General features: G+C 66.8%; 20 protein-coding genes and 1 riboswitch. Of the genes, 10 read left to right on the forward strand and 10 right to left on the reverse strand.

Going from position 1 to position 23,943, the window contains the following annotated elements:
• Positions 1-25: 25 nt before the first annotated feature.
• Complete coding sequence (locus tag WS89_RS01480) at positions 26-1,807, reverse strand: phospholipase D-like domain-containing protein (protein ID WP_059789273.1); 1,782 nt, start codon at positions 1,805-1,807, stop codon at positions 26-28.
• Positions 1,808-1,912: 105 nt separating this feature from the next.
• Positions 1,913-2,671 (reverse strand): DeoR/GlpR family DNA-binding transcription regulator, encoded by a 759-nt coding sequence (locus tag WS89_RS01485; RefSeq protein ID WP_006491117.1) that lies wholly within the window; start codon positions 2,669-2,671, stop codon positions 1,913-1,915.
• 218 nt (positions 2,672-2,889) lie between these two features.
• Between WS89_RS01485 and WS89_RS01490 the strand changes: the two genes are divergently transcribed.
• The 3 genes from WS89_RS01490 to nadE all read left to right on the forward strand — a co-directional run bounded on the left by WS89_RS01490 (position 2,890) and on the right by nadE (position 5,195).
• Positions 2,890-3,075 (forward strand): hypothetical protein, encoded by a 186-nt coding sequence (locus WS89_RS01490; protein ID WP_006480515.1) that lies wholly within the window; start codon positions 2,890-2,892, stop codon positions 3,073-3,075.
• A gap of 193 nt (positions 3,076-3,268) precedes the next feature.
• Complete coding sequence (locus tag WS89_RS01495) at positions 3,269-4,138, forward strand: DMT family transporter (protein WP_059789274.1); 870 nt, start codon at positions 3,269-3,271, stop codon at positions 4,136-4,138.
• A gap of 190 nt (positions 4,139-4,328) precedes the next feature.
• On the forward strand, positions 4,329-5,195 hold the full coding sequence (gene nadE / locus WS89_RS01500) for an ammonia-dependent NAD(+) synthetase (RefSeq protein ID WP_059789275.1): 867 nt from the start codon (positions 4,329-4,331) through the stop codon (positions 5,193-5,195).
• A 70-nt stretch (positions 5,196-5,265) separates the two neighbouring features.
• Here the strand turns inward: nadE and WS89_RS01505 are convergent, their stop codons facing one another.
• From WS89_RS01505 to WS89_RS01515, 3 genes are all read right to left on the reverse strand, one after another.
• On the reverse strand, positions 5,266-6,942 hold the full coding sequence (locus WS89_RS01505; protein WP_059500535.1) for a S10 family peptidase: 1,677 nt from the start codon (positions 6,940-6,942) through the stop codon (positions 5,266-5,268).
• 73 nt (positions 6,943-7,015) lie between these two features.
• On the reverse strand, positions 7,016-8,605 hold the full coding sequence (locus tag WS89_RS01510) for a S53 family peptidase (RefSeq protein ID WP_059789276.1): 1,590 nt from the start codon (positions 8,603-8,605) through the stop codon (positions 7,016-7,018).
• A 315-nt stretch (positions 8,606-8,920) separates the two neighbouring features.
• On the reverse strand, positions 8,921-9,541 hold the full coding sequence (locus WS89_RS01515; RefSeq protein ID WP_059500533.1) for a LysE family translocator: 621 nt from the start codon (positions 9,539-9,541) through the stop codon (positions 8,921-8,923).
• A 133-nt stretch (positions 9,542-9,674) separates the two neighbouring features.
• Here WS89_RS01515 and WS89_RS01520 point away from each other — a divergent pair, with 133 nt between their 5' ends.
• Positions 9,675-10,139, forward strand: a complete 465-nt coding sequence (locus tag WS89_RS01520) for an Lrp/AsnC family transcriptional regulator (protein WP_059500532.1) — start codon at positions 9,675-9,677, stop codon at positions 10,137-10,139.
• A 63-nt stretch (positions 10,140-10,202) separates the two neighbouring features.
• Here the strand turns inward: WS89_RS01520 and WS89_RS01525 are convergent, their stop codons facing one another.
• Positions 10,203-11,114, reverse strand: coding sequence for a LysR family transcriptional regulator (locus tag WS89_RS01525; protein WP_059500577.1), 912 nt, complete (start codon positions 11,112-11,114; stop codon positions 10,203-10,205).
• Positions 11,115-11,253: 139 nt separating this feature from the next.
• Between WS89_RS01525 and speB the strand changes: the two genes are divergently transcribed.
• Together speB and WS89_RS01535 are read left to right on the forward strand one after the other, a co-directional pair.
• Complete coding sequence (gene speB / locus WS89_RS01530) at positions 11,254-12,210, forward strand: agmatinase (RefSeq protein WP_011353980.1); 957 nt, start codon at positions 11,254-11,256, stop codon at positions 12,208-12,210.
• Between the two features lie 54 nt (positions 12,211-12,264).
• A complete protein-coding gene (locus WS89_RS01535; protein WP_059500530.1) occupies positions 12,265-13,590 on the forward strand; it encodes an MFS transporter in 1,326 nt (441 codons plus the stop codon).
• A gap of 115 nt (positions 13,591-13,705) precedes the next feature.
• Here the strand turns inward: WS89_RS01535 and metE are convergent, their stop codons facing one another.
• Positions 13,706-16,000, reverse strand: coding sequence for a 5-methyltetrahydropteroyltriglutamate--homocysteine S-methyltransferase (gene metE / locus WS89_RS01540; protein WP_059789277.1), 2,295 nt, complete (start codon positions 15,998-16,000; stop codon positions 13,706-13,708).
• Positions 16,001-16,128: 128 nt separating this feature from the next.
• On the opposite strand from metE, the gene WS89_RS01545 reads away from it, so the two are divergent.
• Positions 16,129-17,037 carry a LysR family transcriptional regulator gene (locus WS89_RS01545; protein ID WP_059789278.1) on the forward strand — a complete coding sequence of 303 codons (909 nt, stop codon included), beginning with the start codon at positions 16,129-16,131 and terminating at the stop codon, positions 17,035-17,037.
• A 21-nt stretch (positions 17,038-17,058) separates the two neighbouring features.
• Here WS89_RS01545 and WS89_RS01550 read toward each other — a convergent pair whose 3' ends face one another.
• Complete coding sequence (locus WS89_RS01550) at positions 17,059-17,781, reverse strand: CbtA family protein (RefSeq protein ID WP_059789279.1); 723 nt, start codon at positions 17,779-17,781, stop codon at positions 17,059-17,061.
• Positions 17,782-17,795: 14 nt separating this feature from the next.
• Positions 17,796-18,005, reverse strand: a complete 210-nt coding sequence (locus tag WS89_RS01555; protein WP_006488502.1) for a CbtB domain-containing protein — start codon at positions 18,003-18,005, stop codon at positions 17,796-17,798.
• A 33-nt stretch (positions 18,006-18,038) separates the two neighbouring features.
• Positions 18,039-18,177: riboswitch (cobalamin riboswitch) on the reverse strand.
• A 49-nt stretch (positions 18,178-18,226) separates the two neighbouring features.
• Here WS89_RS01555 and WS89_RS01560 point away from each other — a divergent pair.
• From WS89_RS01560 to WS89_RS01570, 3 genes are all read left to right on the forward strand, one after another.
• Entirely contained in the window at positions 18,227-18,817 is a 591-nt protein-coding gene (locus tag WS89_RS01560; protein ID WP_059789280.1) for a histidine phosphatase family protein, read from the forward strand.
• Between the two features lie 165 nt (positions 18,818-18,982).
• Entirely contained in the window at positions 18,983-20,575 is a 1,593-nt protein-coding gene (locus WS89_RS01565; protein ID WP_059500526.1) for an inorganic phosphate transporter, read from the forward strand.
• Between the two features lie 488 nt (positions 20,576-21,063).
• Positions 21,064-21,825 carry a 2OG-Fe(II) oxygenase gene (locus tag WS89_RS01570; RefSeq protein WP_059500525.1) on the forward strand — a complete coding sequence of 254 codons (762 nt, stop codon included), beginning with the start codon at positions 21,064-21,066 and terminating at the stop codon, positions 21,823-21,825.
• A gap of 256 nt (positions 21,826-22,081) precedes the next feature.
• Here the strand turns inward: WS89_RS01570 and WS89_RS01575 are convergent, their stop codons facing one another.
• On the reverse strand, positions 22,082-23,506 hold the full coding sequence (locus WS89_RS01575; RefSeq protein WP_059789281.1) for a DHA2 family efflux MFS transporter permease subunit: 1,425 nt from the start codon (positions 23,504-23,506) through the stop codon (positions 22,082-22,084).
• Between the last annotated feature and the right edge of the window lie 437 nt (positions 23,507-23,943).

Here is a 23,943-nt window from a genome sequence, read left to right on the forward strand (position 1 = left end):
GTTGGCACTGCAACGTTTCGGCGCATCAGTCCGTCGGCTCGGTCGATGCCAGCGCGATCCGCGCCTTCTGTTCGGGGCTGCCTGCCACGTAATACTTCTTCGCCCAGCTCGAATCGGGCGCAAGCGCGAGCCGCGCATGCGCGCCCGTGCCCCGCTGCTTCGCATTGATCGCCAATGCGCGTGCGCGGTAGTGCTCGTAAAGCCGCAGGAATTCCGCGAGATAGATCGCCGCGATCCGCTTGTCGCGGATCTCGAGCAGGTTCTCGTCGTTGTACTGCTCGGAGTTGCGGCTCATGTTCGCCGAGCCCGTATAAACGACCGGATTCGCGCCTTCCGCATCGATCACGATGAACTTGTGATGGATCACGACGGGCGGAAAGGCCGGCGCCGGCTCGCCCGGGAAGAGCCGCAGCTCCGGCTCGAAGCCTTGCGGCACCGTGGCCGGCGAAAAATACGACGCGTCGATCACGTCATGGTTGTCGCGGCTGCGGTGGTACAGCTCGAGGTTCGCGAGCGTCGCCGCATCGAGCGACTGGCCGCCCTGCTGCGCGGCATCGGCCTTCGTCGCGCTGCCCGCGTTGATCCGGTTCACGAGGCCGAACATCATCAGCCCGCGGTCGCCGGCCGCGAAACACGCATCGCGCAGCGCCGCGTCGGTCGGCATGAACAGGCAGAACGACACCGAATGCTTCGCGGCCGCGATCGCGGCGACGATCGTATCGATCTCGGTACGCTGCCCCGACGGTTCCGGCGAGTACGCGACGCGTACCTGCGCGCTGCCGATCGTCATCGGCGCCGACCAGCCCGGCGACAGCCGGGCGGTCTCCGCAATCGACGGATTCCCGGCCAGCGCGTGGGCGCGCTCGTTGTACAGCGCGGCGAGCGCGGGCGAATCGAACGCGTGCAGCACGTTGGCCTGCTCGGTCAGCCCCTCGGTCGTGAAGTTCGCGGAACCGGTCAGCACGCGTGCGGGCGCCGGGCTGGACGGCGCATCGGTCACGATGAACTTGTCGTGCATGATGTGCGTCCGGTCGCGCGGCGCGAGCGTCGCAAGGCCCTGCAGCGCATCGACGGCCGGCTGGTTCGGCGACGGCAGCGGCGGCTTGCCCTTGCGCGCCGTCGTATGCGCGTCGTAGACGATCGCGAGCGACGCTTCGCCCTGCCGGCGGCCGAACGCCTCGAACGCGGGCAGCGCCCACAGCGTGTCGGTCAGGTGATAGACGGCCGACACCGCGCGCGACGCAGGATCGAGCATCTCCGCGAACACCTGCTCCATGTCGTTCGCGAGCCACGTGCGCAGCTTCAGCGCCTGCTCGGCGCTCGGCGCCTCGTTCGGCGCGAGGCCCAGCGCCGCGACCTGCTTCGCGAACGCCTGCGAGCTGACCACCGCGCGGTTGAACCACGTGCCGATGCCGTCCTCGACGTGCGCGGGCAGCACGACGTCGCACACACCGGCTTGCGCGTCGAGCACCTGCAGGTTCGCCGGCGTGCCGACGACCGGATAGACGTCGTAGCGGAACGACGCGCCGCGGTCCTGCGGATCGATGCGCGCGTCCCACCACATGAATTTCTGAATCGGCGCCTGATCGGTCGGCGCATCGCCCTGCGTGTCGGCGGCCGGGCCGTCGAACGTCAGGCGATTGGGCAGCCAGCTGTCCGGCGCACGCGTCTTGCCGTCGGCCGACCAGAAGCCCGGCGTGCGCCGGATCGCGAAGCCGAGAAAATCGGACCGCGTCGCCGCATCGGGCCAGTCGAAAGCCAGCAGGACCAGGGTGGGGGAAAGATAGCTGCGCACGCTGACGGTCATTCGTTGCTCCCTGGCCCGGCGGCCGATCGAGATGAATGGGTCAGTCTTGACGACGGTTCTTCCCGCACGATGACCGTTCGATGAACCTTGTATGTCGGACGCGCGTCAGTCGCACACGAGCAGCTCGATCCCGCGCGCCGTCAGCGCGCGCCGCACGGCCTTGTCGGGCGCGCGCTCGGTCACCAGATAGCGGGCGGCGGCCGCGCCGTTGATCCGCACCGGCGTCACGCGGCCGAATTTCGAGTGGTCGGCGACGATGATCGCCGTGCCCGCCGCCGCGATCATCCGGCTGCGCACTTCGGCCGCGAGCCGGGAGTAGTCGGTGCACTCGCCGTCGGGCGTGATGCCGCCCGCGCCGACGAACGCGAAATCGACGTGGTATTGCGCGAGCTGGTGGATCGTGTCGAGACCGAACGTGGCGTCCTCGTCGTCGGACAGCTCGCCGCCGAGCAGCGTCACGCGGTTGCCGTTGCGCCGCGCGAGCACGAACGCGGTACGCCAGTCGTTCGTGTAGATCGACAGCCGGTGCCGGTCGGCGAGCGCCAGCGCGACCGCGTGCGGTGTGCTGCCCGAATCGATCAGCACCGATGCATCGTCGGGCACGAATTCGGCCGCGCGCCGCCCGATCGTGCGCTTCGCGTCGGCGTTCGCGGCTTCGCGCTCGGACAGGCTCGGCTCGCGGCGATCCGCGGCCAGCGCGCCGCCGTGCGTCATCACGAGCAGGCCGCGCGCGGCCAGCGCGTTCAGGTCGCGCCGCACGGTTTCGCGCGAGACGTCGAGCGAACGCACGAGTTCCGCGACCGACAACGCGCCCGACCGTCCGAGCTCCGACAGGATGTATTGATGACGTTGTTCCGCCAGCATCGCGTGTACGCCCGAGGCGACTTGTAATGGGTAAGCCGGCCATTGTATTACGGACGTTTGACGACCATTTGACCGCGCCGGGTAATGCAACCGGGCGGCGGCCGGGCGCGCCTCCCGAAAGCGAAATTCTGTATTGTCTGGCGCGCGCGAATCCGCGCGGCGCCGGTTGCTACACTTTGCGCTTCGCCGAACGAACGACCGACAAAGGGGCTCGCGCCATGTATCGCAAAGGCAGTGTGATCGAAATCCAGTTCCCGCCGGAACGCCTCAACGACGCGGCAGGCGATCCGTACTGGATCGACCTGACGCTCGACGAAGCGCGCCGGCTCTACGAACAGCTCGCCGCGCGCTTCGCGACCGACGCGCGCGCCAACCAGCCGCTCGACACGTTCTCGATCGACTGACCGTCGCCGCGGCGCGCCCCGTCCGCGCCGCGCCGTGCGGCGGCTGCTCGTCCCCGCCGCCCCGCCGCCCCGCACACCGGCACGACGGCACGCCGCGCGGCCCGAGTGCAGGATTCGACAAGACGCCGGCGCCGCTTCGGCCGATACTGGCCGACTTTCCGGTTCCGTCCGGCCGCCTCGCGGCCCGTCACGCATGCTTACCTCGATCGTCGCCGCCGCTTTCGTCGCGCTCTGGTCCACCGGCTTCATCGTTGCCCGGGCGATCAAGCCTTACGCCGATCCGAACCTGTTCCTGCTCGCGCGCTTCGCGGGCACGGCCGCGCTGTTCGGCGTGGTGGCGCTCGTCGCGCGCGCGCCGTGGCCGGCTCGCCGCGAATGGCCACGCCATCTGATCGCCGGTGCGCTGCTGCAAGGCGTCTATCTCGGTGCGAGCTACTGGGCCGTCGCGCAAGGGCTGAATGCGGGCGTGATGGCGCTGCTCGGCGCGCTGCAGCCGCTTGCCACGGCCGTGCTCGCGGTCCCGCTGTTCAACGAACGCCTGCCCGCGCGCGGCTGGCTCGGGATGGCGCTCGGGCTGGCCGGCGTCGCGCTCGTGCTCGCGCCGAAAGTCACGGGCGGCGTCGCGCCGCCGCCGGGCGCGGCGCCTGCGTGGCTCGTCGTCACCGTGTCGGTTCTGGCGGTCGGGTCGATCACCGCCGGCTCGCTGTACCAGAAAGGCAAGCTCGCGCAGAGCGATCTACGCACGGCGGTCGCCGTGCAGAACTTCGGCGCGGCGATCGTCGCGGCCGCCTTCGTCGCGCTGCTCCACGAAACCCGCTGGATCGGCGCGCCGGCGCTGTGGATATCGCTCGTGTGGGGCGTCGTGTTCCTGTCCGGCGGCGCGGTCACGATGCTGATGTGGATGCTGCGGCGCGGCAATGCGGCGCGCGCGACGTCGCTGCTGTTTCTCGCGCCGCCGCTGGCCGCGCTGCAGGGTTACGGGCTGTTCGGCGAAACGCTCGCGACGATCCAGCTCGCCGGCTTCGCGCTCGCACTGGTGGGCGTCGTGCTCGCGCGGCGCTGACCCGGCCATCGGGCGCCGCCCGGATGCCCTTCGCGCCGCATCCCGCCCCCGCTCGGCGCACCGCGCACCACGGCGATGCGCCGCGTCTCGCCGAAGCAACGCGAAACCGCCGGATCGCAGGCCCGGCGCGGCGGCACGCCGCGATTGCGCTTATGATGTGCGCCTTGCATTTCGTTCCGGAACTTCACTCATGACATCCGCCGATTACGCCAGCCGCCAACGCGCGATCATTGCCGAACTGAACGTCGCGCCGCACTTCGACGCCGAAGCCGAAATCGATCGCCGCGTCGATTTCCTCGCGCAGTACCTTCGTTCGACCGGCCTGCGGACCTACGTGCTCGGCATCAGCGGCGGCGTCGATTCGTCGACGGCCGGCCGGCTTGCGCAACTGTCGGTCGAGCGCCTGCGCGCCGAAGGCTACGATGCGCGCTTCATCGCGATGCGCTTGCCGAACGGCGTGCAAAACGACGAAGACGATGCGCAGCGCGCGCTCGCGTTCGTGCGCGCGGACGAGGTATTGACGGTCGACGTGAAGCCGGCCGCCGATGCGATGCTCCGTTCGCTGGTCGCGTCCGGCCACGCGTTCGAAACGCCCGCGCAGCAGGATTTCGTGCACGGCAACATCAAGGCGCGCGAGCGCATGATCGCGCAGTACGCGGTGGCCGGCGCACGGCGCGGCATCGTGATCGGCACCGACCACGCGGCCGAATCGCTGATGGGTTTCTTCACGAAGTTCGGCGACGGCGGCGCGGACATCCTGCCGCTCGCGGGCCTGAGCAAGCGTCGCGTGCGCGGCGTGGCGCGCGCGCTCGGCGGCGACGAGCTGATCGTGATGAAGGTGCCGACGGCCGACCTCGAGGAGCTGCGCCCGCTGCGCCCCGACGAGCACGCGTATGGCGTGACCTACGACGAGATCGACGATTTCCTCGAAGGCAAGCCGGTCGCCGACCGCGTCTACGAAACGGTGCTGCGCTTCTACGACGGCTCGCGCCACAAGCGCGCACTGCCGTACACGATGTTCGACTGGCCGGTCGCGCAACCCGGCCACTGCGGCTGATCAACGGCGCGGCACCACTGCGCCGCGCAAACCCGAACGGTTTCGCGCGGCACGGGCGCGACCGGCAGCGCTACGCGTTGCCACCCGTCTTCTTCGCCTGCAGCGCACGAATCCGCATCCGCGCGCCCGTATCGCTGACCGTTGCGTCATACATCGTCGCGAGATCGCGCTTGAGCGCGGTGCGCGAACCACCGTCGAGATACACCATGTGCCCCGACGGATAGAACCGCGCGGACAGGTTCTGCCGCACCTTCTGGTCCTCCAGCGGCATCTGCTGGAGATCGATCACGGTCTGGTAGAACGGCGTGACGAAGTCGTAGAGGCCGTTCGCCGACAGCACCTTCAGGTCGACGTTCAGCGCCATCACCGCGGCGAGGTCGCCGGCCGTGTAGAGGATCACGTTCCCCTTCGCGTCGATGCCCTGCTGCGCGCCGGTCGGGTCGATGTGGCTGAAGTCCCAGTTCTGGAACGCCTGATCGTTCAGGTCCGTGAACGCGGAATTCGACGTGAATTTCAACTGCTCGTTCAGGTAACTGTTCCACATCGCCGTATAGACACCCGTCACGGCCGTCATCGTCGGATCGTTGCCTCCCGAATTCGGGTCGATCTTGCCGGCGATGCCCGACGAGATCCCCGTCACGCGGCCGTCGTACGAACCGAGCGCGAGCCCCTGCGCATGCAGCAGCGTCGTCAGGAACAGCGAGTTGCCGCGCGTGTCGTAGCCCGCGATATCGAGCCCCCACGATTGCAGCGTCGCCGTATCGATGCCCGTGTATTGCGATAGTTTCTGCACGGTGGCCGGGTTCGCGTGCGGCGCCGCGCGCAGCGCGGCCAGGTAGTCGGTGCGCGCGAACTGCGCGACTTCCTCGACGAACGCGCCGAGATCGCTCGGCGGCGGCTTGATGCCGAGTTTCTTGTGATACCACGCGTCGGCCGCTGCGGTCGGCAGCGCGCCGACCGGGTTGCCGGCCTGCCGGTAATCGAGGATCGACGATTGCAGCGTGACGCCGTTCAGGTCGACGCCATCCTCGTGCAGCTTGTACGCGAGCACGCAACTGCGCGCAGTGCCGTACGATTCGCCGAATAGATATTTCGGCGAATTCCAGCGGTTGTTCTTCGTCAGGTAGCGCTTGATGAACTGCTTCAGCGAATTCGCATCCTGGTCGACGCCCCAGAAATCGCGGTTCTTGTGCGGCGCGACGGCCGCCGAATAGCCGGTGCCGACCGGGTTGATGAACACCAGGTCGCTGTGGTCGATCATGCTGTCCGGGTTGTCTTCGATCTGGTACGGCGCGGGCGGCGTGAAACCCGGCATCGACGTCTTGATGCGCTTCGGCGCGAACGAGCCGAGCAGCACGAACACCGACGACGAACCGGGCCCGCCGTTATAGAAGAACGTCACGGGCCGCGTTTCTTCCTTCGCGCCGTCGGCCGTGAACGCGACGTAGAAGATCTTCGCGGCCGGCTGCGAGCTGCTCGGATCGACCGTCACGAGATGGCCGACCGTCGCCGTGTACGCGATGCGCTTTCCGTCGATCAGGATCGTATGGTGCGTGATCGCGGCCGCCTCGGTCGTGTCGGTCACCGAGTCGTCCGGGCCGTTGCCGTATGCGACCGGATCGAAGAACGGCTGGTCGCGGCCGTGGCTCAGCGCGACCGGGTTGATGGTCGGCGGCACGCCATGCGAATTGTGGTCGCCGTGATGCAGCGGATACACGCCGCCGGAAGATGCGGAATCGATGCCCATCGTGCTGCTCCTGGAGGTGAAAAAAGACGCGGGCAGACCACCCGCGTCGAACGGAAAGACGTGCGCCGGCGCGTCAGCTCGACGGCTTGCGCGCGAGGATCGCGGCGAGCTGCGCGCCGTTCGGGCTGCCGAGGCCCGTGCACGCATCCCAGCCCGACGCGGCCGCATACGTGCCGTTCGATCCTTTCGTGATGTCGCGGAGCGCGCCCGGGTTCTTGTACAGCGTCGGATTGATCCAGCCGGCCGATGCGCCGGCCGCCGCGTTGATCCGCGCGATCAGCGCGGCCCACAACGGCGCGACCGCGCTCGTGCCGCCCATCACCGCCGGGGTGCCGGCAATCGATACCTCGTAGCCCGTCTGCGGCGACGCGTCGCCGGCCACGTCCGGCACGCCGCGCTTCGCGAGCGGTGCGCTGCTGCCGTCGGCGTGCGCAACCGAGAGCCCCTGCTGCCATGCCGGCAGGTCGAACAGCGAACTGACGCCGCCGCCGCCCGCACCGCCGCCGGACGCCTCGTCGTTCCACGTGACTTCGCTGCGAATGCCCTGCCCGGGCAGCGCGTCGAGCTGCGTGCCGCCGCAGCCGAGCACGTACGGGCTCGACGCGGGGAAATCGACGTGATCGGCGCCATCCTGCAGCCCGTCGCCCGAGCCGCTGTCGCCCGACGCCGCACAGACGGTGATCCCCTGCGCCGCAGCCGCCTGCAGCACGCGGTTGAATGCGTGTGCCGACTGCGCCTGCCAGATCGCTTCCGGGCCGCCCCAACTGATCGAGATCACGGAAGGCCGGTTGGTCTTGTCGGTGACGGCCGCGTTGACGGCCTGGATGAAGCCCGCGTCGCTGTTCGGCGCGAAGTACACCGCGAGCTTCGCGGCCGGTGCGATCGCGCCGGCGATTTCGATGTCGAGCGCGACTTCGCCGTCCGGGCCGTTCGGCTCGCCGGTCGGCGCGTTGCGGCCGGTGCCGACGTTTACGTCGACGAGCGTCGGCGGCGTCGCGATCCCGAGCCCGCGGAAATACTGCTGGATGTCGGCCGCGCGATAGCCGCCGCCGAGCTCGACGATCGCGATGCATTGCCCGGCGCCGTCGCCGGCCGGGAAGTCGTACAGCGACGCAAGCTGGATCGGCGTGAACGTGACGGCCGCCGCACCGCGCGCCGGCCTGAACGGCGGCCGGATCCGAAAGTGCGGCCGCGCCTGCGGACGGCTGTCGAGGCCGAGCACGGCCGTCACCGCATCGCCAAGCTCGTCGGGCAGCGCGATCGGGCCCGAGCGGCCGCGATACTGACCGATCGCCCGATGCTCGAAGCGCTCGAGCTTCACGCTGAACGCGGTTTCGAACTGCCGGATCGTGCCGGACAGCACGACGACGCTTTCGACCGGGTCGACGCGATCGACCGTCAGTTGATGACGATGCGCGAATTCCTCGGTCTTGCGGATATCGTCGGGATTGGCGGAGAAACGCTGCGCGAATGCATCGCGCGACAGCGGTTTTGCGTGCGCGTCGCCGGTGGCGAGCTGGTGAACCAATGCATCGAGTTGCCCCTCTTCCTGCCGCCGCAACATGATCGTGACGTGGATGCGTTCTGCCGGATCGCACTGGCCGAGACACTTGGACTCGGCGACGATGCGGGGTTCACGGTCGGCTTGAAGATGCCTTGCCATGTTCAGACCCTCCTTGGTACCGCGTTGCACGGAACAGCCAGGAAATCGGACATAGCCTGCGGAAGACGGTTCCGTTCGGTCAGTCGGTTCGCGCCGACGCGTTGGCGCCGACGCGTTGACGACGGCGCGTTGGCGACGGCGCGTTCGCGATCGCGCGAAGCTAGAGGAAGTTTAGAACAGTCAGACGATTTGCGCGCACGCCCTTCTGCGGCAACGCGCACGAGCGCGGGCCGGCATCGCGCGCGGCCGGCGTCGATCGTCGCTTGGCCGCCGCCACGTCGGTCGACCCGCGCGGTGGCCATGCGAAGGCCACGCTCAGTCCATCGACAGCCGCAGTGCGAAACCGATCAACGCCGCGGAAAAGGTCCAGCGCTGCACCGTCTGCGCCAGCGGATGCGCCCGCATCCATGCCGCGATGCGCGACGCGCCGAACACGCATGCGAGGTCGAAGCACACGCCGGCCGCCACCAGCAGCGCGCCGAGCTCGAACATCTGCCAGACGACCGGCCCCGCCTCGGGCCGCACGAACTGCGGCAGCAGCACCGAGCAGAACAGCAGCGCCTTCGGGTTCAGCAAGTTGGTCAGCAGCCCCTTCACGAACGACTGCCGCAGTTCGCCCGCCGCCGCATCGCCGTCGCCGAGCGCGAACACCGGCGAGCGGAACACCTGGATCGCGACATACGCGAGATAGAGCGCGCCGCCGTAGCGGATCGCCTCGTACAGCCACGGCGCGCTGCGGATCAGCGCCGCGACGCCGCACGCCGACAGCGTCACGTGCACGGTGCGCGCGAGCGACAGGCCGGCCGCCGCCGCCATCCCCGGCCGCACGCCGCGGCCGATGCTGGTCTGCAGCACGAGCGCCATGTCGGGCCCCGGCACCGCATAAATGGCCGCCAGCGCGGCAAGATAAATCAACAGCAAATGCGTGGAAATCATGGTCTGCCCCGTCCTCCAATGACGATATGTTGCCGTTGAAGGACGAGGGATTATTGGCCATCTTTGGCGAATAATTGGCGATTCGTAGGGGAATCCGCCACAATTCCGAGATCGAAATAAGGATTCCGCCAACATGATCGACCTCGACAAAACCGACCGCGCGATCCTCGCTGCGGTGCAACGCGACGGCCGCCTGCCGATCGCGCGGCTCGCCGAATCCGTCGGGCTGTCCGAGACGCCTTGCGCTCGTCGCCTGAAACGCCTAGAAACCGACGGCTACATCGAACGCTACCGCGCGCAGCTGTCGCGCCAGGCGCTCGGCTTCGGCGTGGTCGCGTTCGTGCTCGTGCGGTTCGCGACGCACGACCGCAAGGTCGCCGACCGGTTCGAACGGGAAGTGCTCGGCATCGAGCGGATCCTGGCCTGCCACAACGTCGCGGGCACGGCCGACTACCTGCTGCAGGTGGTCGCGCGCGACCTGGACGACTACGGCACCTTCCTGCGCGATTCGCTGCGGATGTTGCCGGGCGTGACGTCGATCGAATCGGCGCTGTCGCTGCGCGAGGTGAAGCACGACGCGGGGTTGCCCGTGCCGTGATGCGCGCCGGAGCGGCAACCTGCCCCGGTGCAACGCTCGTTCACATTGTTGGCGGCCCCGCCGTCATGCGAAGTCGGATGACTGGTGCGCGCGCTCGAGATCCTCGAGAAACGCCTCCACGAGCGGATTCCCGCGGCCGTTGCGTGCGACGACCATGTGGAACGTCACGTCGTAGCGCAGTTGCTCCGGATTGAGCGGCGCGAGCAGCCCCTGCGCGACGTACGGCGCCGCGAAATGCTGCGGCAGGTAACCGAGATGGTGGCCGGACAGGATCAGCAGCGCGACGGCTTCCATGTTGTCGGCGGTCGCGGTCACGCGGTCGGGCGTCGTCGACAGTTGCGCCTCGGGCAGCGGATACGAACGCCACGCCCATTCGAAGCCGGCGACGTCGGCCGGCGTCAGCGCGCCCGCGCCGTCGAACAGCGGATGGCCGCGGCCGCAATACGCGACCTGACGCTCGACGAACAGCGGCGTGTAGTGCAGCGACGGCACGCGGTGCCAGAAGTAGCCGACCGCGATCTGGATCTCGTCACTCAGCAGCTTCTCCTCGAGATCGCCGGGCGCACGCACCGATATCGAAAAGCGCACGGCCTCGTCGCGGGTACGGAACGCGGCGATCGCCTCGGCGATCCGCGCATTCTGGCTCACCGGCGTATGGCCGATCAGGCCGATGTTCAGCGTGCCGACCAACTGGCGGTCCATATGCCGCGCGGCCATCCCGAATTCGTCGAGCGCCGCCAGCAGCTTGCGGCTCATCGCGTGGAACCGCTCGCCCTTCGGCGTGAGTCGGAAGCCGCTGCGGCCACGTTCGCAGAGCCGATAGCCGAGCCGCGTCTCGAGTGACGACAACTGCGCGCTGATCGTCGACTGGCCGACGTTCAGCACGGCCTGCGCGGCCGACACGCCGCCCGCGTCCGTGACCGCGAGAAACACGCGGATCAACCGCAGATCGAGGGTCGACAGATTCCCCAGCACGTTCATCCCCTTCCATACATCGACGACGATCGATGTTTACGTCGATATCTTCGCATTCTTCTTTCCCGACGGAGCGCGTAAAACTGTGCGCCAGACCGCGTCGCATGATACGGCAACCCCACCCCGGAAGAGACACCCCATGAACGACCACACCCATTTCCAGCCGCTCGGCGGCAATGAAATGCCGCGTTGCGGCGGCATCGCGACGATGATGCGCCTGCCGCACGTGGCCAGCGCCGAAGGCCTCGACGCGTGTTTCGTCGGCGTGCCGTTCGATCTCGGCACGTCCAACCGCACGGGCGCGCGCTTCGGCCCGCGCCAGATCCGCACCGAATCCGTGCTGCTGCGCCCGTACAACATGGCCACGCGCGCCGCCCCCTTCGATTCGCTGCAGATCGCCGACATCGGCGACGTCGCGATCAATCCGTACAACCTGCACGATTCGATCGCCCGCATCGAGGCCGCATACGACGCGATTCTCGAGCACGACTGCAAGCCGATCACGCTCGGCGGCGACCATACGATCGCGCTGCCGATCCTGCGCGCAATCCACCGCAAGCACGGCAAGGTTGCATTGATCCACGTCGATGCACACGCCGACGTGAACGATACGATGATGGGCGAAAAGATCGCGCACGGCACGCCGTTCCGTCGCGCGGTCGAGGAAGGCCTGCTGCACGGCGACAAGGTCACGCAGATCGGCCTGCGCGGCACCGGCTACGCGGCCGAGGATTTCGACTGGTGCCGCGAGCAGGGCTTCCGCGTCGTCCAGGCCGAGGAATGCTGGAACAAGTCGCTCGCGCCGCTGATGGAGGAAGTGCGCGCGCGCGTCGGCGATACGCCCGTCTACATCAGCTTCGACATCGACGGCATCGATCCGGCCTACGCGCCGGGCACCGGCACGCCGGAAATCGCGGGCCTCACGGTACCGCAGGCGCTCGAGATCATCCGCGGCGCGAAGGGGCTGAACATCGTCGGGTGCGATCTCGTCGAAGTCGCGCCGCCGTACGACCCGTTCGGCACTACGGCCCTGCTCGGTGCGAACCTCGCGTACGAGCTGCTGTGCGTGCTGCCGGGCGTCGCGTACCGCGACTGATCCCCGCGCCGCCACCATTCCAAATCAGAGGATTCCAGAGGAGCACGCATCAAGATGGGGACTTCCGTCAAACAACCGAAGCGGGCGGCGCTCGCTTCGTTCGTCGGCACCACGATCGAGTGGTATGACTTCTACAGTTACGCGACCGCCGCCGCCATCGTGTTCGGGCCGCTGTTCTTTCCCGGCGAAAACCGCTTCATCAGCCTGCTCGCGTCGTTCGGCTCATTCGCAGTCGGCTTCTTCGCGCGGCCACTTGGCGGCGTGATGTTCGGCTACCTCGGCGACCGCTTCGGCCGCAAGCGTTCGCTGCTCGCGACGCTGATGCTGATGGCCGTGTCGACGGTCGCGATCGGCCTGCTGCCGACCCATGCGCAAGCCGGCGTGATCGCCCCGATCCTGCTCGTGCTGATGCGCGTGCTGCAAGGGATCGCGGTCGGCGGCGAATGGGGCGGCGCGGTGCTGCTGGCCGGCGAGCATGCGCCCGAAGGCAAGCGTACGTTCTTCGCGTCGTTCGCGCAGCTCGGCAGCGCGAGCGGCCTGATCCTGTCGATGCTCGCGTTCGGCGCGATCAGCACGCTGTCGAAGGACGACATGATGAGCTGGGGCTGGCGCGTGCCGTTCCTCGCGAGTTCGGTGCTCCTGATCGTTGGCTTCGTGATCCGTGCGAGCGTGTCGGAGTCACCCGAGTTCGAGGAAGTGAAGCAGAGCGGCAACATCGCGCAAAAACCGCTGCGCGAAGCGCTCAAGTACTGGCCGCTGCTGCTGCTCGCGATCGGCGCGAACGTGTACGGGATCGCCGGCGTGTATTTCAGCAACATCTTCATGATCAGCTATGCGACGCAGTTCCTGTCGCTCGACCGGTCGATGGTGCTGCATTGCATGACGATCGTCGCGGTACTGCAGTTCGTCGTACAGCTTGCGGCCGCGTTCCTCGCGCAGCGCTTCGGCACCACGCGCGTGCTGCTGATCGCAGGCGCCTGGGCGATGATCGTCCCGTTCGTGATGCTGCCGCTCGTGCACCTGGGCACGCCGGTGTCGATCACGGTCGGCGTCGGCCTCGCGACGCTCGCGGAATCGGGCTACTACTCGGTGGTGGCGGGCTTCGTCAGCGGCATCTTCGTCGCGCGGATCCGCTATACGGCGATCTCGATCGCCTATCAGGTGTGCGGCGCGCTCGCCGGCGGCCTCACGCCGCTCGTCGCGACGCTGATCGCGCAGAACACGGCCCCGCAATGGTGGCCGCTCGCGATCCAGTACACGAGCGCCGCCGCACTGTCGTCGCTGTGCGTGTGGCTGATCGCGCGCCGCGTCGGCATCGACGATGCGGGTGCGCCCGGCAAGACGAACGACGCGCTGCCGCGCGGCACACGCACCGCGTAGCGCGACGCGGTACGCAAATGCATGCGTGACGAAAATCGGCCCGCTTCTTCCGCGGGCCGATTTTTTTCCGCCCGATCGTCGATCGCGACGGCGCCGCCCAGCACCCGCTGCGTGGTTAGCGCATCTGATTGCGCAGCGTCTTCGCGGCGGCGACCATGTTCGTCAGCGCCGGAATCACTTCCGCCCATTGGCGCGTCTTCAGCCCGCAATCCGGGTTCACCCACAGGCGTTCCGCCGGAATCCGCTCGGCCGCCTTCCTCATCAGCCCGACGATGTGATCCTGCGTCGGGATGTTCGGCGAATGGATGTCGTACACGCCCGGCCCGATCTCGTTCGGATACTTGAAGTCGTCGAACGCATCGAGCAGCTCCATGTCCGAGCGCGACGTCTCGATCGTGATCACGTCCGCGTCCATGTCGGCGATCGACGCGATGATGTCGTTGAACTCCGAATAGCACATGTGCGTGTGGATCTGCGTATCGTCCTGCACGCCGTTCGCGGCGATGCGGAACGACTCGACCGCCCACCGCAGGTATTCACTCCATTGCGCTCGGCGCAGCGGCAGCCCTTCGCGCAGCGCCGCTTCGTCGATCTGGATCACGCGCACGCCGGCCTTCTCGAGATCGAGCACTTCATCGCGGATCGCCAGCGCAAGCTGGTAGCACGATACCGAGCGCGGCTGGTCGTCGCGCACGAACGACCAGTTCAGGATCGTCACGGGGCCCGTGAGCATGCCCTTCATCGGCTTGTCCGTCAGCGACTGCGCATAGGCGATCCATTCGACCGTCATCGCCTTCGGGCGGCTGATGTCGCCGAACAGGATCGGCGGCTTCACGCAGCGCGAACCGTACGACTGCACCCAGCCGAACTGGCTGAATGCGTAGCCGTCGAGTTGTTCGCCGAAGTATTCGACCATGTCGTTGCGCTCGGCTTCGCCATGCACGAGCACGTCGAGTTCGAGCGACTCCTGTTCGCGGACACTGCGCTCGATCTCGGCCCGCATCGCCGTGCGATAGCCGGCTTCGTCCAGCGCGCCGGCCTTGAACCGGCTGCGCGCCTGGCGGATTTCGGCGGTCTGCGGGAACGAGCCGATCGTCGTCGTCGGGAACGCCGGCAGGTTCAGGCGCGCCGACTGCTTCGACGCACGCTGCGTATAGGGGCTCGCGCGGTTGCCGAGCTGAGCGTCGATGCGGGCGATCGCGGCCTTCACCGCCGGGTTGTTCACGCGCGGCGAGCGGCGGCGCGAATCGATCGCGGCGGCATTTGCGACGAGCGCGTCGACCACCTTGTCGCGACCTTCGTTCAGTGCGGTCGCGAGCACCTTCAGCTCGTCGAGCTTCTGCAGCGCGAACGCGAGCCACGAGCGGATTTCCGCGTCGAGCTTCTCCTCGCTCGCGAGATCGACCGGCACGTGCAGCAGCGAGCACGACGGCGCGAGCCACAGCCGGTCGCCCAGTTGCTTCGCGAGCGGCTCGAGCCAGTCCAGCGTCGCGTTCAGGTCCGTCTTCCAGATGTTGCGGCCGTTGATCGCGCCGACCGACAGCACGCGATCGGCCGGCAGTTCACGCACCAGCGCGTCGACTTCGTCGCGTGCATTGATCGCGTCGATATGCAAGCCGTCGACCGGCAGCGACGCCGCGAGCGTCAGGTTGTCCTGGAGCTGTCCGAAGTACGTGGCGAGCAGCAGCTTGATGCGGCGAGTTTCCAGCGCCGCGTACGCGGTACGGAACGCGTGGCGCCATTCGGCATCGAGCTCGGTGACGAGAATCGGCTCGTCGATCTGCACCCATTCGACGCCTTGCGCGGTCAGCGTGTCGATCAGCGCACCGTACACCGGCAGCAGCTTCGGCAACAGCGCGAGACGATCGGAATCGTCCTTCGCCTTGCCGAGCCACAAGTACGTGACCGGGCCGAGAATCACCGGCTTCGCGTGCACGCCCTGCGCGTTCGCTTCGGCCAGTTGCTGCAGCAGACGCGACGGATCGAGCGAGAAGTTCGTGTCCGCATGGAACTCCGGCACGATGTAGTGGTAGTTCGTGTCGAACCACTTCGTCATTTCGCCGGCCGCGACACCGCCGCAGCACGCGGCGTGCTCCTGAGCCGACCGCGCCGAACGGCCGCGCGCGACGCGGAAATAGTTGTCGAGCGCATCGCCGTGGAAATCCTGCACGCGTTTCGGCAAGTTGCCGAGCGTGAAGCTCATGTCGAGCACTTGGTCGTAGAACGCGAAGTCGCCGATCGGCGCGAGATCGAGATCGCGCTGATCGTGCCAGTGACGCCTGCGCAGTTCGGCGCCGAGTGCCGTCAGTTCGTCGCGCGACGATTCGCCGTTCCAGTAGCGTTCGAGACCGAACTTGAGTTCGCGCTTCGCGCCGATGCGCGGAAAACCGAGGTTGTGTGTCGTGACCATGAAGCTGCCGTCCAGAGAAAAGGTGAAGATCCGGCAGCCATCATAGGGATTTCAAACCATGAAATAAAATGGCATTATTTCATTAATCCATTAATATTTCTCATGCATTTGCTGCATGAGCGCGATCCATGCTGGAACGATTCCATCTCGTCGTCATTCGCGAAGTCGAGCGCCAGGGCTCGCTGACCGCGGCGGCCAATGCGCTGCACCTCACGCAATCGGCGCTCAGCCATACCGTCAGGAAAATCGAGCAGCAGCTCGGCACGCCGATCTGGGACCGGGAAGGCCGCGGCCTGCGGCTCACGCAGGGCGGGCAGTATCTGTTGAAGCTGGCAAACCGGCTGCTGCCGCAGTTCGAGCTCGCCGAGGAACGGATGAAGCAGTACGCGAAGGGCGAGCGCGGCACGCTGCGCATCGGGATGGAGTGCCACCCGTGCTACCAGTGGCTGCTGAAGGTCGTATCGCCGTACCTGTCGTGCTGGCCCGACGTCGACGTGGACGTGAAGCAGCGCTTCCAGTTCGGCGGCATCGGCGCGCTGTTCGGTTACGACATCGACGTGCTCGTGACGCCCGATCCGCTGAACAAGCCGGGGCTGCGCTTCGATCCCGTGTTCGACTACGAACAGGTGCTGGTGGTCGCGGATTCGCACCGGTTCGCAAATGTCGACTACGTGAGCCCCGAGCAACTGACGGACGAGATCCTGATCACGTACCCGGTCGAAACCGACCGGCTCGACATCTACAACCAGTTTCTGACGCCGGCCGGCATCGTGCCGCGGCGGCACAAGTCGATCGAGACGACCGACATCATGTTGCAGATGGTCGCGAGCGGGCGCGGCGTGGCCGCGCTGCCGCGATGGCTCGCCGACGAGTACGCGGACCGGATGCCGGTCGTGCCGGTCAAGCTCGGCAAGCAGGGCATCGCGAAGCAGATCTTCCTCGGCATCCGCGAAGCGGACGCATCGATCGACTATCTGGCCGCATTCGTCGCACTGGCGCGCGAATCGACGTGGAGCGCGCCGCGCATGCTGCGCTAGGCGCGTCCGGTTGTCCCCGCGTCAGGCGGCGCGCATGCCCGCGCGTTCGCCGCGCTCGACCCACGCGCCGAACAGCAAGCCGATCGTCGTCCACATGATCACCTGCATGCCGATGGCCGCCACGCGGAATTTCCACAGCAAGGCCGCAGGGAAATCGGCCGGCAGTTCGCTGACCGACGGCAGCCCGATCTGCACGGCCGCGATAATCGCGACGAACACGAGCCCCGCGACGATCGACGCGTTCCACTGGCCAAGCTTCGCCAGCAGATGGCGGCGCACGCCGACCGAGAACACCATCGTCGCGACCGAGATCGCGATCATCAGGAAGAACAGGCCGGTGCGATAGCCGATCGTGTCGGGGTCGCCGATCGACGGCGGGTTGGCCGGGTACTTGAGGTTCGGCACGATCACGAGCGCGACGAACGCCGCCAGCGCGAGCCACGCGGCCAGCGGCCGTGCCGGCAGGCGACTGCCTCGTCCGTATGCATACGCGAAGACCAGCGAAAACAGCCCGCCGAATGCCGCGCCGTAGGTCACGACACCCGTCAGCAACCCGAGGCCGGCCTGCGTGTGACGGCTGACCAGCTCGGGTTCCGGCGCCTCGCCTTGAGCGGCGGCGGTTTTTTCCTCTAGGGAGATCGCCTGATCGACTTGCGGTTCGCCGACCATTTTCGCGAAACCGAACGTGAGGAGGCCCGCGGCGATGCCTGCGAGCATCCCGCGCATGAGCAGCTTTCCGACCATCTTTTTACTCCGCGTCAGTGGCAGGGAAAGCCGAGCAGATGGCGGCCGTCGTGGACGAATTCGTGGACGTACATGCCCGGCACGAGCGACGTCGCGCCCTGTTCCGCACCGACGAAATAGAGTGCGAGCAGCAGGATCAGGCCGACGAACACGGCCCACGGCAACAGTTCACGGACGGGAATGGGCGCCGGCACGACCGCCGGCTTCAGCACTGCTTCGCTCATGGATGCACCTCAGGGGAATCGCGCCCCGACAAATGATGGATGGGTACGAAGGCAGGTCTGGCTTCCGGGATCGTCGATTCCCCGGTTACAGTGGCGCGACCGCGCCGGAATTGCACCGGCTTCCGCGCTTCGTATCGGGCGAATTGTACGCGCGAACGTTCGCGTATTGAAGCGATGACATCCGGCAAGTGCGCACCACTCCCGATCGTCCGACAACCGACATGACCATGCATGCCTCGCTGCGCCTGATCGCACACGCCTCGACCCGCGCAATGCGCACCGGCACGTTTCCCGACGACGATCCGCTCGACGCGCACGGGCTGGCCGAAGCCACTGCACTGCGCGGCCGCTGGACGGGCGGTGCCGGCTCGCTCGTGCTGTGCAGTCCGGCGCGCTGCGCAAGGCAGACCGCCGACGCACTCGGACTGCACGCCGATATCGACGATGCGCTGCGCGACATCGATTACGGCAATTGGTGCGGCAAGCGGCTGCACGATCTCGCGCGCGACCTGCCTGACGAACTGGCGGCGTGGATCGGTACGCCGTCCGCGTCGCCGCATCGCGGCGAATCGTTCGACGCCGCCGCGCATCGCGTCGGCACATGGTTGAGCGCACTGCCGCCCGATCGCGACGTCGTCGCGATCACGCATGCGCCGATCGTCCGCGCAGCCATCGCGCATGTGCTGCGGATGGGTACCGGGGCGGCCACACGCGTCGACGTCGCGCCGCTGTCGTGCACGACGTTCGTCGCATCACCGGCCGGCTGGACCTTGGCCACGGCGGACGATGACCCGCGCGACACCGGCGCGTAAGCCGCTGACGTGTTCACTATGTGAGCGGACGATGCGCCCCCGACGCTTCGCATGCCGCCGCTCGCCTTACATCCCGTAAGACACACCGTTCGTCATCCCGACTGTCATCAAACTGACTGCTAGCCGCAGCTAGGATCGAACGAGGTTCCCTTACGAGATGTCGTCATGAATCAACCTGCTTCGTCCGCCCCGAACAATTCGGCCTCCGTCGCGCGCACCCGGCAGATCGGCTATACCGTCTTCCTGCTGGTGCTCGTGCTTGGCGCCGTCTATATCGCCACGCACCTGGTCGACGATCTGTCGCCGGTCCGCGAAGGGTCGATGTTCCCGTACCTGCTGCTCGGCGCAGCACTGCTGATCGCCCTCGGCTTCGAGTTCGTCAACGGCTTCCACGACACCGCGAATGCGGTCGCGACCGTGATCTATACGCACTCGCTCACGCCGAACGTCGCAGTGATCTGGTCGGGCATGTGGAACTTCCTCGGCGTGATGGTCTCGAGCGGAGCCGTCGCGTTCGGCATCCTGCAGTTGCTGCCGGTCGAGCTGATCCTGCAGGTCGGCAGCGGCTCGGGCTTCGCGATGGTGTTCGCGCTGCTGATCGCCGCGATCGTCTGGAACCTCGCGACCTGGTATTTCGGGTTGCCGTCGTCGAGCTCGCATACGCTGATCGGGTCGATCATCGGCGTCGGACTGATGAACCAGTTGATGCACGGGCCGTCCGGCACGAGCGGCGTCGACTGGGGCCAGGCGCTCGGCGTCGGCAAGTCGCTGCTGCTCTCGCCCATCGTCGGCTTCCTGTGTGCGTCGCTGTTGCTGCTCCTGCTGAAGGCCGTCGTGCGGATTCCCGAGCTGTACAAGGAACCGCCGAAGGACCAGCCGCCGCCGTTCTGGATTCGTTGCCTGCTGATCCTCACCTGCACCGGCGTGTCGTTCGCACACGGGTCGAACGACGGACAGAAAGGGATGGGCCTCATCATGCTGATCCTGATCGGCACGGTGCCGACCGCGTATGCACTGAACAAGGCCGTCACGCCCGCCGAATCGCAGACCTTCGTGGCGGTCGCGAACCAGGCGGCTGCGACGTTCGGGAAGTACACGAACGGCGTCGCGCCTTCCTCGAATCCGCGCGCCGATGTCGAACACTACGTGCAGCATCGTGAACTGACACCCGCCGTGCTGCCGGCCGTGGCGCAGTTGTCCACGTCGCTCGCGACCGCCGTCGGCGCGTCGGGCTCGATGGCGGCCGTGCCGCAGCGCGACGTCGACAACGTGCGCAACACGATGTATCTGGTATCCGAAGCCATTCGCCTGATCGAGAAATCGGGCCAGCCCGCATTCGCCACCGACGACAAGCTCGCGATCGACAACTATCGCAAGCAGCTCGACCACGCGACCAAGTTCATTCCGACGTGGGTGAAGGTCGCTGTCGCGATCGCGCTGGGTCTCGGCACGATGGTCGGCTGGAAGCGGATCGTCGTGACCGTCGGCGAAAAAATCGGCAAGCAGCATTTGACGTACGGACAGGGTGCATCGGCCGAACTCGTCGCAATGCTGACGATCGGCGCCGCCGACATGTACGGGCTGCCCGTGTCGACGACACACGTGCTGTCGTCGGGTGTCGCGGGCACGATGGCAGCGAACGGCTCCGGGCTGCAATGGAGCACGGTGCGCAGCCTCGTCCTCGCTTGGGTGCTGACGCTGCCGGCATCGATCGCGCTGGCGGCAGGGCTTTACTGGTTGTTCCGGTCGCTGGCTTGATCGGCGATGCGGCGGGTGGCGAGCGATAGCCGGCCATCCGCCGCGGCAGGTCGGATCTGTCGCTTCTCCGCTTCTCCGCTTCTCCGCTTCTCCGCTTCTCCGCTTCTCCGCCTCTCCGCCTCTCCGCCTCTCCGCCTCTCCGCCTCTCCGCCTCTCCGCCTCTCCGCCTCTCCGCCTCTCCGCCTCTCCGCCTCTCCGCCTCTCCGCCTCTCCGCCTCTCCGCCTCTCCGCCTCTCCGCCTCTCCGCCTCTCCGCCTCTCCGCTCCGGCACGTCACGGCACGTCACTGCACTGCACTGCACTGCACTGCACTGCACTGCACTGCACTGCACTGCACTGCATTTAGTGTGTCGATGCCGTGCCTACAACGTTTTCCCATCCGAATTAAAGCGCAAGATCTGGAGCGTACCGGCACACGGACACCGCTAGACTGGGTTCGTCAACTTTCGTGAATTCGACCGTGCGCGATCGCACGGCGCCACACTGCCGATGCCCCGAGGTATGCCCGTGAACATTGCCGATCTGCAACCTGCCGTCGAACCGCTTGACATCGCACAACGCGTCGGCACCCTCGACTGGCCGGGCGTCGAGGCGGAACTCGATCGCTACGGATGCGCGCGCGTACCGGGCCTGATGTCGGCGAGTGAGTGCGATGCACTCGCGTCGCTCTATCCGCGCGATGCGCTCTATCGTTCACGTGTCGTGATGGCGCGGCACGGCTTTGGCCGCGGCGAGTACAAGTATTTCGCGTATCCGCTGCCAGCCGTCATCGCCGAACTGCGCGCGACGATCTATCCGCATCTCGCGCCGGTCGCGAATCGCTGGAACCAGGCGCTCGGAATCGACGTCCGTTATCCGAAAGACCATGCGACGTTCCTCGATCGCTGCCACGCGGCGGGACAGACGCGACCGACGCCGCTGATCCTGCAATACGGCGCCGACGATTACAACTGCCTCCACCAGGACCTGTATGGCGACCACGTGTTTCCGCTGCAGGTCGCGATCCTGCTGTCGGCGCCAGGCCGCGATTTCAGTGGCGGGGAGTTCGTGTTGACGGAACAGCGACCACGCATGCAGTCGCGTGCGGAAGTGGTACCGCTGACGCAAGGTGATGCAGTGATCTTCGCGGTACACGGCCGGCCTGTGCAGGGAACCCGCGGCGTCTATCGCGTCAACCTGCGTCATGGCGTCAGCCGGATTCGAAGCGGCCACCGCCACACGGTCGGCATCATCTTTCATGACGCGCAGTAGCGAGAATCGAAACAGCTGCGCTGCTGCCGCGCCGCTCATTGCGCATCGCATTCACGCTCGTCCCTGCATCGCACGTCGTCGTTCGGAACACGAACCGACAAGCATGGCCGGCCGGAAGGCCGACTCGCCCGAGTAACGGAAGACCGGTTGCGCCGACCGTCGAGCGAACGCGGCCGCCACGCATCAGCGCTTCCGGTGAACGCCGAAAAATACGCGCCCTCCCCCGTCTCCCCGCCAATACGATTTGCAGTCCGGCCTATCCGCGCGCCACGTTGGCCCGCAGCCGATCGCCGGCATCGGAAGCCAGCCGGGCGTAGCCCGGCAACGTCAGCAGCGCGAGCACGCCCGCCGCAACGAACGCCCAGCGGAAATCGTCGAGCACGTAGTGCATGCCGGCCCCATCGCCGCGCCCCCATGCCGCGAGCCGCAGCGACAATGCACCGAACGCGATCCCCATCCCGATCGTCATCTGCTGCGCGGCGCTCCACAGCGTGCTGGCCGCGCTCGTCTGCTGAGCCGGGATATCCGCATAAGCCAGCGTCGCGAGCGTCGTGAACTGCATCGACCGCGTGAGTCCGTAGACGAATACGACGAACAGCGTGATCGCCAGCGGTGTCGACGCGGTCAGCCAGCCGCATGCGATCGTGAAGATGCCGACGATCGTCACGTCGACGAGCGCAACGCGCCGAAAGCCGTAACGGTCGAGGATCCACGATGTGCCTGCCTTCATCCCGAGATTGCCGAGCGCGCTGGCGAGCAACAACAGCCCCGACTGGAACGGCGACAGCCCGAAGCCGATCTGGAACAGCAGCGGCAGCAGGTATGGGACGGCGTTGATCGCGATCCGCGTGATCGAGCCGGTGATCACCGTCACTGAGAACGTGGGCACTTTCAGCGTCGTGAAATCGAGCAGCGGATGTGCGCAGCGTCGCGCATGCAACCATGCGGCGATGCCGAACAGCACGCTTGCCCCCACCAGGACGCCCGCGCGCGTGAAGTCGACATCCTGCTGGCCGGCTGCTTCGGTGCCGATCAGCAGGCAGGTCAATGCGCCGCCGGCCAGCACGAAACCGACCCAGTCGAGCGGCCGTTGCTCGTCGGCCCGCGTGTTCCGGACGATCAGCCAGGTACAAACGAGCGCAGCAACGCCGAACGGGACGTTCAACAGAAAGATCCATCGCCACGATGCATAGGTCGTAATGAAGCCACCGACCGGCGGCCCGACGACGGGCGCGACGATGCCCGGCCATGTGATCGTCGCGATCGCACGCATCAGCCTCGCCTTCTCGGTACTCCGCACGACGATCATTCGCCCGACCGGCACCATCATCGCCCCGCCGACGCCTTGTAGCAGCCGGGCAGCCGTGAACGACATCACGCCTTCGGATAGCCCGCACAGCACCGACGCGCCGGTAAAGACGACAATCGCGCTCGCGAAGACCGTCCGCGAGCCATAGCGATCCGCGATCCAACCGCTGATCGGAATGAACACCGCCAGCGCCAACATGTAAGCCGTCATCCCGAGGCTCAGTGCGTTCGGCCCAACGCCGAACGAGCTGGCCATTTGCGGCAGCGCGGTCGCGATCACGGTCGTGTCGAGATACTCCATGAAGAACGTCGCGGCGACGAGATATGGCAAGAAGTCGGTCGTCCGACCACTTTGGGCGGGGCTGTCAGTCATGAACGATGCAGGAGACGGAATGCAAAAGAAGACGCCGACCGCCGGCGGATGCAGACAAGCACCGTGAGATCGGGACGAACGGCGATATTACCCCGAAGGAGTTGCTCCTCGCTCTGCCGAGCATGTCCCGTGAACGAACTTTATGCGCATAGATTTCTTGTGACGATTTTGCGCTGCGTTCGCTGCGTGATGCCCGGGACGCGGTGCATCGAAGAGCGGCCGGACAAAGTGGGATTTTTTTCGTCAGAAAGCAGCATTTACTGATTATCGTTGATCGACATCGCCTATCGTCGACCATCACAACACCGTGGCCGGACGGGCAGTATTGGCCGGACGATCCGAAGACGGACGGTACGGCTAGCGGAGGGCAAGTTGCGATCTTGATCGAAGATGCGATCAATAATCGATTGAATCGCTGGAGATAGGGGCGATTGAGG

The organism is Burkholderia sp. MSMB1072 (assembly GCF_001524725.1).
Classification (GTDB): Bacteria; Pseudomonadota; Gammaproteobacteria; order Burkholderiales; family Burkholderiaceae; genus Burkholderia.